The organism is Streptomyces swartbergensis, assembly GCF_002148965.1.
GTDB lineage: Bacteria > Actinomycetota > Actinomycetes > Streptomycetales > Streptomycetaceae > Streptomyces > Streptomyces swartbergensis.
The window spans coordinates 1-8531 of the sequence record NZ_NGFN01000366.1; the positions used below are offsets into that span (position 1 = coordinate 1).

Annotated in this window: 6 protein-coding genes; 2 read left to right on the forward strand and 4 right to left on the reverse strand. The window is 71.8% G+C overall.

What is annotated here, in order from left to right:
- A partial coding sequence (locus CA983_RS36600; protein ID WP_086605050.1) for an aminotransferase class III-fold pyridoxal phosphate-dependent enzyme occupies nucleotides 1–1117 on the reverse strand: 1117 nt, incomplete at its 3' end.
- Nucleotides 1118–1458: 341 nt separating this feature from the next.
- Here CA983_RS36600 and CA983_RS36605 point away from each other — a divergent pair.
- Nucleotides 1459–2682, forward strand: a complete 1224-nt coding sequence (locus CA983_RS36605) for a trypsin-like serine peptidase (protein ID WP_086605051.1) — start codon at nucleotides 1459–1461, stop codon at nucleotides 2680–2682.
- Nucleotides 2683–2903: 221 nt separating this feature from the next.
- Nucleotides 2904–4106, forward strand: coding sequence for a trypsin-like serine peptidase (locus CA983_RS36610; RefSeq protein WP_086605052.1), 1203 nt, complete (start codon nucleotides 2904–2906; stop codon nucleotides 4104–4106).
- Nucleotides 4107–4173: 67 nt separating this feature from the next.
- Here the strand turns inward: CA983_RS36610 and hflX are convergent, their stop codons facing one another.
- The 3 genes from hflX to CA983_RS36625 form a co-directional block, all read right to left on the reverse strand.
- Nucleotides 4174–5667 carry a GTPase HflX gene (gene hflX / locus CA983_RS36615; protein WP_086605053.1) on the reverse strand — a complete coding sequence of 498 codons (1494 nt, stop codon included), beginning with the start codon at nucleotides 5665–5667 and terminating at the stop codon, nucleotides 4174–4176.
- Between the two features lie 156 nt (nucleotides 5668–5823).
- Nucleotides 5824–7410, reverse strand: coding sequence for a M1 family metallopeptidase (locus CA983_RS36620; RefSeq protein ID WP_086605054.1), 1587 nt, complete (start codon nucleotides 7408–7410; stop codon nucleotides 5824–5826).
- Nucleotides 7411–7564: 154 nt separating this feature from the next.
- Nucleotides 7565–8531: TGS domain-containing protein (locus CA983_RS36625; RefSeq protein ID WP_143645653.1), on the reverse strand; the 967-nt coding region annotated here is incomplete at its 5' end.

Sequence of the window (8531 nt, forward strand, 5' to 3'; positions counted from 1 at the left end):
ACCCCCGTCCCCGCACATCCCCCACGCACGCAAACTCCGCGACCAGCCCCTGGAGTTGACTCAGCATGCGTGCCCCGAGAGTCGCCGCGCGCTCGGCGAGGTGATTCTCCCGGACGTGGGTGAGGGTCGCCGTGCCGGCGGCCATGGCGAGTTGGTTGCCGCGGAAGATGCCGGCGGGGGCGCCGGGTTCCGGGGCGTCGAGGTCGTCGCGGTAGACCACGACGGCCAACGGCAGGCTGCCTCCGATGGCCTTGGAGAGGACCATCACGTCGGGGGTCACTCCGCTGTGCTCCACGGCCCAGAAGGCGCCGGTCCACCCGACGCCCGTCTGGATCTCGTCGGCGATCAAGGGGACGGACCGGTCGGCCGTGAGCTGCCGCATGCGCCGCAGCCAGGCGTCCGGTGCGGGGATCACCCCGCCTTCGCCCTGGACGGGCTCGATGATCATCCCGGCGGGGAGCGGAGCGCCCGGCCCGGAGTCGTCGAGGACGGACTCGGTCCAGCGGGCGGCGAGGTCGGCCCCGCGCTCGCCCCCGACGCCGAAGGGGCAGCGGTAGTCCTGCGGGTAGGGCAGGCGGGCGACCCGTACGTCGTGGGCACCGGCGGACGCGTCGAGTGCCCCGGCCGTCCTTCCGTGGGAGGCGCCGGTGAACGCGATGAGGCCGGTCCGGCCGGTCGCCGCGCGCACCAGCTCGCAAGCGGTCTCCACGGCGTCGCTGCCTGCCGGTCCGCAGAACCGCACGCGGGCCCGGTCGGCGAGCCCTGGGGGCAGGGTGCGGAACAGCTCGGTGATGAAGGCGTCCTTGACGGGTGTGGCCAGGTCGAGGGCGTTCAGGGGCGCGCCGGAGTCGAGGACCTTGCGGATGGCTTCGAGGACGACCGGGTGGTTGTGCCCGAGGGCGAGCGTGCCGGCGCCGGACAGGCAGTCCAGGTAGCGGCGGCCGTCCGCGCCCTCGATGGTCAGTCCCCGGGCCCGCACCGGCACGATCGGCAGGGCGCGGGCGTAGGTGCGGGCGGCGGACTCGCGCGCGGACTGGCGGCGCAGAATCCCCTCGTGCGCGGCGCGCGCTCCCGGTGCCGTCTCGTCAACGGCGCTTGGGAGGGCCCTCACCGGCATACGCCCCACAGCGGCCTCCTCGGACGCACATCCCCCATGGGTGGATTCCGCCACGACTTCCCTGACCTCCCACTGGGCACGGGCACAGAGAGGCCGCACACAAACAGCAGGCCCCCAACCGCTACCAACCCCGGTCCGCTCACCGGGTTACGGGTTGCCTCAAGATCCTTTCCGTGACGGAACTGTTGCGGTTCCGTCGGGCCTCCCCCACAGCCACCGCATAGTGTGTGGTGCCGTTCCCGGACGCCGTGAGGTCGGCCTGAACTCCCCGTGATGCGACGGAAATCAAGGTCGAAGCACCGGTTCGTCCATGTTCGTTCCATATCAGGGGGAGTCACATCATGCGATCCACACGGCCGTCGCCCATCGCCAGCCGAGGGGGGAGGGCGCGCCGCAGGAACTCCCCCGTGCTGGCCGCCGTTGCCCTCGCCTCGGCGCTCGCGTTGACCGCCACCGCCTGCGAGTCGGGCGACGCCGCGGCGGGCGGTGAGGCCTCCGCGTCGGCCGGCGCATCCGACGACGGCAAGCTGAGGATCCCGGACGACATCAGGGACCGGCTCCGCGAGCACGGGATCGACATCGACAAGTGGAAGAACGGCGCCTGGAAGAACTGGGACCGGGACGACTGGCTGCGCGAGGCCAACGAGTACATCAACCCGATCATCGAGGGCCTCTGGGACCCGGACCGCATGCGGGAGGCCGAGGAGCCCGACCAGGGCGTGGACGACAGCGACCTCGCCGGTGACCAGGGCGTGACCGATCCGACGCCCGCCCCGGTCCGGGCGCAGGCCGTGCCGCCGTCGTACCACGCCAACGCGCCCACGGCCGGGAAGGTGTTCTTCGACTCCCCCAAGGGCTCGGCCGTCTGCTCGGCGACGGTCGTCAAGGACCCGGCCCACCCGGGCAAGTCCAACCTCGTGTGGACGGCGGGCCACTGCGTGCACGCGGGCAAGAAGGGCGGCTGGTACCGCAACATCGCTTTCGTGCCGTCGTACAACGACGACGGCAAGCCGGTCGCGGAACTGGAGAACGCCACCAGGGAGGACGTCGCTCCCTACGGCGTCTGGTGGGGAGACTGGGCGCAGACCTCGGACCAGTGGATCGAGCAGGGCGGCTCGACCGGCGGGGACGGCGCACCCTACGACTTCGCGGTCATCCATGTGACACCGGAGAAGGGCAGCGGCGGCAAGTCGCTGGAGGAGACGGTCGGTTCGGCACTGCCGGTGGACTTCAAGGCTCCCGCCGTACCGAAGGTGGAGAGCGTCACGGCGATCGGCTACCCGGCCGCGCCGCCGTACGACGGGCAGAAGCTGTACCGGTGCCAGGACCGGCCGGGCCGGCTGTCGGTCACCGCGTCGGACCCGACGATGTACCGCATCGGCTGCACGATGACCGGCGGTTCGTCCGGCGGCGGCTGGGTCGCGCCGGGCTCGGACGGCAAGCCGGCGCTGGTGTCGAACACCTCGATCGGTCCGGTGACGTCGGGCTGGCTGGCCGGTCCGCGCCTGGGCGAGGCGGCGAAGGGCGTGTACGACTCGGTCAGCGAGAAGTTCGCGGGCCGGTGACGGTCCGCTGAACACCGTCGGCGGTGGGGTGGTAGCCCCGTGCCCGTGCCCGTGCGCGTGCCACTGCGCTGCCCACCTGGCGCAATGGCCCGTGGACTCACGGAAACCTTCACCGCCCCACCCCGGTACGCCCTCAACTCCACGGGCATAGTGGGGTGTCGCGCCGGGGGGCTCCGGCGCCAGGTATGACATGCACACGCACCAACGGGGGTCATCGCACCATGCGTTCCACACGTACGCCCGCGGCACCGAGGCGCGGGCGGCGCACCCTTCTCGCCACCACCGGGCTCGTCGCCGCCTTGGCGCTCACAGCGACCGCCTGTGAAGGTTCGGCGGACTCGGCGAGCGACAAGCCGGACGCCACCACCTCGCAGGCCGCGGACGGCGGTGGCAAGGTCGAGATCCCGGCCGACCTCGCCGGCAAGCTCGAGGAGCACGGGATCGACGTCGACCGGTGGAAGGACGGCGGCTGGAAGGACTGGGACAAGGACAAGTGGCTCAGTGAGGCCAAGGACTTCGTCAACCCGGTGATCGAGGGCCTCTGGAAGCCGGAGCGGATGCAGTCCGCGAAGGAAGCCGACAAGACGGTCACGACGAAGGACGCGTCGGCCGGCCAGGGCGTCAGCGATCCGGATCCGGCGCCCGTCCAGGCGCAGGCCGAGAAGACGCCGTACCACCGGAACGCCGCCCCGGTCGGCAAGGTCTTCTTCGACTCCCCCGACGGCCCGGCCGTCTGCTCCGGCACGGTGATCAAGGACGTCAACCACCCGGGCAAGTCCAACCTGGTGTGGACGGCGGGCCACTGCGTGCACGCCGGCGGCAGCGGCGGGTGGTACCGCAACCTCGTGTTCGTCCCGGCCTACAACGACCTCGGCAAGTCCGAAGCGGAGCTGACCAACGCGAACCCGACGGAGGTCGCGCCGTACGGCAACTGGTGGGCGGACTGGGCCTCGACCTCGAACCAGTGGATCCAGGGCGGCTCGGAGACCGGCGGTGACGGCGCCGCGTACGACTATGCCGTGCTGCACGTGAAGCCCGAGCAGGGTGCCAAGTCCCTGGAGGAGACGGTGGGCGCCGCGCTGGACGTGGACTTCTCGGCGCCGTCCACGGCCGAGGCCGCCAAGATGGGCGCCTGGGGCTACCCGGCGGCGCCGCCCTACAACGGCCTGAAGATGTTCAAGTGCGTCAACGTCCCCGGCCGGTTCTCGCTCAGCCCGAGCCTGCCGACGATGTACCGCATCGGCTGCACGATGACCGGCGGTTCGTCCGGCGGCGGCTGGTTCCGGGTGCTGAACGGCAAGTCCGTGCTCGTGTCCAACACCTCGATCGGCCCGGCCGACAACAGCTGGCTGGCCGGCCCGCAGCTGGGCCGCGATGCCGAGGCGCTCTACCAGAACATGAGCAAGACGTACGGCGGTCGGTGACCGGGACATGCCGAAGGCCCGCTCCCTCGGACAGGGAGCGGGCCTTCTCGCGCTCAGGCCGAAGCCGTCAGAGCGCCGACGCCGGGACGTACGGCTCGAGCTCCGCCGCCAGTTCCTCGTGCACCCGCGCCTTGAGCAGGGTGCCCTCCGGGGTGTGCTCCTCGGAGAGGACCTCGCCCTCGTCGTGGGCACGGGCGACCAGCTTGCCGTGCGTGTACGGCACGAGCGCCTCGATCTCGACCGACGGGCGCGGCAGCTCGTTGTCGATGAGCGCGAGCAGCTCGTCGATGCCCTGGCCCGTGCGGGCCGAGACGGCCATGGACCGCTTCTCGACACGCAGCAGCCGCTGGAGCGTCAGCGGGTCGGCCGCGTCGGCCTTGTTGATCACGACGATCTCGGGTACGCCGGTGGCGCCGACGTCCCTGATCACCTCACGCACGGCGGCCAGCTGCTCCTCCGGGTTCGGGTGCGAACCGTCCACCACGTGCAGGATCAGGTCGGACTCGCCGACCTCCTCCATCGTGGAGCGGAACGCCTCGACCAGGTGGTGGGGCAGATGGCGCACAAAACCGACCGTGTCGGCCAGCGTGTACAGCCGGCCGCTCGGGGTCTTGGCCCGGCGCACGGTCGGGTCGAGGGTCGCGAACAGGGCGTTCTCGACCAGCACGCCCGCGCCCGTGAGGCGGTTGAGCAGCGAGGACTTGCCGGCGTTGGTGTAGCCGGCGATGGCGACCGAGGGCACCTTGTGGCGCTTGCGCTCCTGGCGCTTGATCTCGCGGCCGGTCTTCATGTCCGCGATCTCCCGGCGCATCTTCGCCATCTTCTCGCGGATCCGCCGCCGGTCCGTCTCGATCTTGGTCTCACCGGGACCACGGGTGGCGAGGCCGCCGCCCTTGCCGCCGCCCATCTGCCGGGACAGCGACTGACCCCAGCCGCGCAGCCTCGGCAGCATGTACTGCATCTGCGCGAGCGCGACCTGCGCCTTGCCCTCTCGGGACTTGGCGTGCTGGGCGAAGATGTCCAGGATCAGGGCGGTCCGGTCGATGACCTTGACCTTGACGACGTCCTCGAGGTGGATCAGCTGGCCCGGGCTGAGCTCACCGTCACAGATGACGGTGTCCGCGCCCGATTCGAGGACGATGTCGCGCAGCTCCTCTGCCTTGCCGGAGCCGATGTAGGTGGCCGCGTCGGGCTTGTCGCGGCGCTGGATCACACCGTCGAGCACCAGCGCGCCGGCCGTTTCGGCGAGGGCGGCGAGCTCCGCGAGGGAGTTCTCCGCGTCCTGCGCGGTTCCCGAGGTCCAGACGCCGACAAGCACGACCCGCTCCAGGCGGAGCTGGCGGTACTCGACCTCGGTGACGTCCTCGAGCTCGGTGGAGAGGCCCGCCACACGGCGCAGAGCCGCGCGCTCGGAGCGGTCGAGCTGGTCGCCGTCCCACTCTCCGTCGATCTCGTGGCTCCAGGCGACGTCCTCTTCCATCAGGGCATCGGCCCGAAGACCCTCGGGGTGGCTGTGCGCGAAGCGCTTGGTGTCCTGGGAAGGGGAAGAAGAGGAGGTCATTGGATCCTTACGTAGCTGGGAAACCGTTTGCGGCGACGGAGCGCTGGGAGCTTTCCGTCACCGGGCATAACGCGCGAGCGCTCCGGGAGATTCCCGGCGCTCCGTGCCGCGCCGACCTGAAGATAGTCGCACGGCACGGGGCGTCTCGTCACCGTGTTATCGAGCAGCCGCCTCAGCGGATGCGGCCGCCTCCGCAGGCGCATCCACCTTCGCAGGTGCGGCCTCCTCCCCAGGCGCAGTCGGTTTCGCCGGCACAGCCGGTTTCGCCGACGCGGTCGGCTTCCAGTCCGGGTGCCCCGGCATCGGCGGGGTCTTGTCCCCGTACAGCCAGCCCTGGAAGAAGCCGTCCAGGTCACGCCCGGAGATCTCGGCGGCGAGCCGGACGAAGTCCTCCGTCGTGGCTGTGCGGTCCTTGTACCGGCCGACCCAGGCGCGCTCCAGGCGCTCGAAGGCCGGGCGGCCGATCTCCTGACGCAGGGCGTACAGGACGAGCGCGGCGCCGTCGTAGACGTTGGGCCGGAAGATGCCGATCTTGCGGCCGGGCTCGGGGGCCTTCGGAGCGGCGGGTGGTCCGCCGTCCGCTCGCCAGCGGTCGGAGGCGCCGTACGCGGCCTTCATACGGTCCCGCATGGGCTTGCCGGCCCGCTCCTCGGCGTACAGCGCCTCGTACCAGGTGGCGTGTCCCTCGTTGAGCCACAGGTCGGACCAGGTGCGGGGGCCGACGCTGTCACCGAACCACTGGTGGGCCAGCTCGTGGATCATGATCGACTCCACGTACCACGCGGGGTGGACGGGCTCGGTGAACAGCTCCCGCTCGAAGAGGGAGAGCGTCTGGGTCTCCAGTTGGAAGCCCGTGGAGGCGTCGGCCATGAGCAGGCCGTAGGTCTCGAAGGGATAGCGGCCGACCTTGCTCTCCATCCAGGCGATCTGCTCCGGGGTCTTCTCCAGCCAGGGTTCGAGGGCCTTGCGGTACCTGGTCGGGACGACGTCCCGTACCGGCAGTCCGTGCGGGCCGGTGCGGTGCAGCACCGTGGAGCGGCCGATGGAGACCTGGGCGAGTTCGGTGGCCATGGGGTGCCGGGTGCGGTACGTCCACGTGGTCGACCCGCCGGACTTGTCCACCCCGGCGGACAGGCCGTTGGCGACGGCCGTGTGACCGTCGGGTGCGGTGACCCGGATGGTGAACATCGCCTTGTCGGAGGGGTGGTCGTTGCACGGGAACACCAGGTGCGCGGCGTCGGCCTGGTTGGCCATGGCGAGGCCGTCCGCGGTGCGCACCCAGCCGCCCTCGCGCCCCTTGGCGGGCACGGGGTCGCTGGTGTGCCGCACGGTGATCCGCATCCAGTTGCCGTCCGGTACGGAGGCCTCGGGCGTGATCACCAGGTCCTCGCCGGCGGTGCTGAAGGTGGCGCGCTCGCCGTCGACCTCGACCGAGTGGACCGTGCCGTGGGCGAAGTCCAGGTTGACCCGGTCCAGGTCGGCGGTGGTCCAGGCGTCGATGGTGGTGACGGCTCGCAGCGGCTCGCTGTTGGTGCCGGGATAGGTGAAGGAGAGGTCGTACGACGCGACGTCGTAGCCGGGGTTGCCCAGGTACGGGAAGAGTCGGTCGCCGACGCCGAGCGGGACGACGGGGGCGCTCGCGGCGACGAGGCAGACGGAGACGGCCGAGGCGAGCAGCGCCGCGGACGTCCGCCGACGACAGGAGCGGGTACGRGGGCGGGTGCGGTGGGGGGTGAGGCGCATGCCTCACGGCTATCAGCGCGCGCGGGCGTGACGCGGACGACGCGCGTCCGGCCCACCCGAACCGGGGACCGGGGCCTGCGCCGGGTGCCGCCCCGCGGCAGATGGCCGGCGCCCGGGCGGGCTCAGCCGAGCCGTGTCCGGCGCCCGGGCGGGCTCAGCCGCCCTGCGTCTGCGGCTGGGCCCGGGTGACGTCGTAGACCCCGGCCACGTTGCGCATGGCGCGCATGAGGGCGGGCAGGTGGGCCGCGTCGGGGAGCTGCACGGTGTACGTGTGACGGACCTGCTGCTGGGTCGGGGGTTCGACGGTCGCGGAGACGATCTCGGCGCCTTCGAGGGCCATGGCCTCCGTGAGGTCCGCGAGCAGATGGGGACGGACGAACGATTCGGCGACCAGCGTGACCCGGCACTCGGTGGCATCACCCCAGCGCACACCGACCTCCGTACGCCCACCGTCCTTCATACGGGCCACCGCGGCGCACTCGGCGCGGTGCACGGTGACGGCTCCCCCGCGTACGGCGAAGCCGGTGATCTCGTCGGGCCGTACGGGTGTGCAGCAGCCGGCGAGCCGGACGGTGGCGCCGGGCCGGTCGGTGAGGACGTTCCCGCCGGCGGGGCGGACGGCCGCCTGCTCGGGAGCCGGTCCGTCCGGGTCGGACGCGTCTGCCTTCGTGGGCCGGGGAGCCGCCGCGCGTTCCTCGGCCCGCCGGTCCTCTTGGACGTCGGTCCGCTGGGCCTCGGCCTGTGCCGGATGCGCGGCCAGCCAGCGCTGGATGGCGATCCGGGCCGCGGGCGTGTGCGCGTGCTCCAGCCACTCCCGGGAGGGCTCGGACGCCGGGTCCTGGCCCATGAGGAGCTGGACCGTGTCACCGTCCTTCAGGACGGTGCTCAGCGTCGCCAGACGGCCGTTGACCCGGGCGCCGATGCACGCGTGCGCGTCCTCGCCGTACTGCGCGTACGCGGCGTCCACGCAGGTCGCCCCGTCGGGCAGGCCGAGTGTGCCGCCGTCGGGCCGGAAGACGGTGATCTCGCGGTCCTGGGCGAGGTCCTCGCGCAGGGTCGACCAGAAGTGGTCCGGGTCGGGCGCCGCCTCCTGCCAGTCGAGGAGCCGGGAGAGCCAGCCG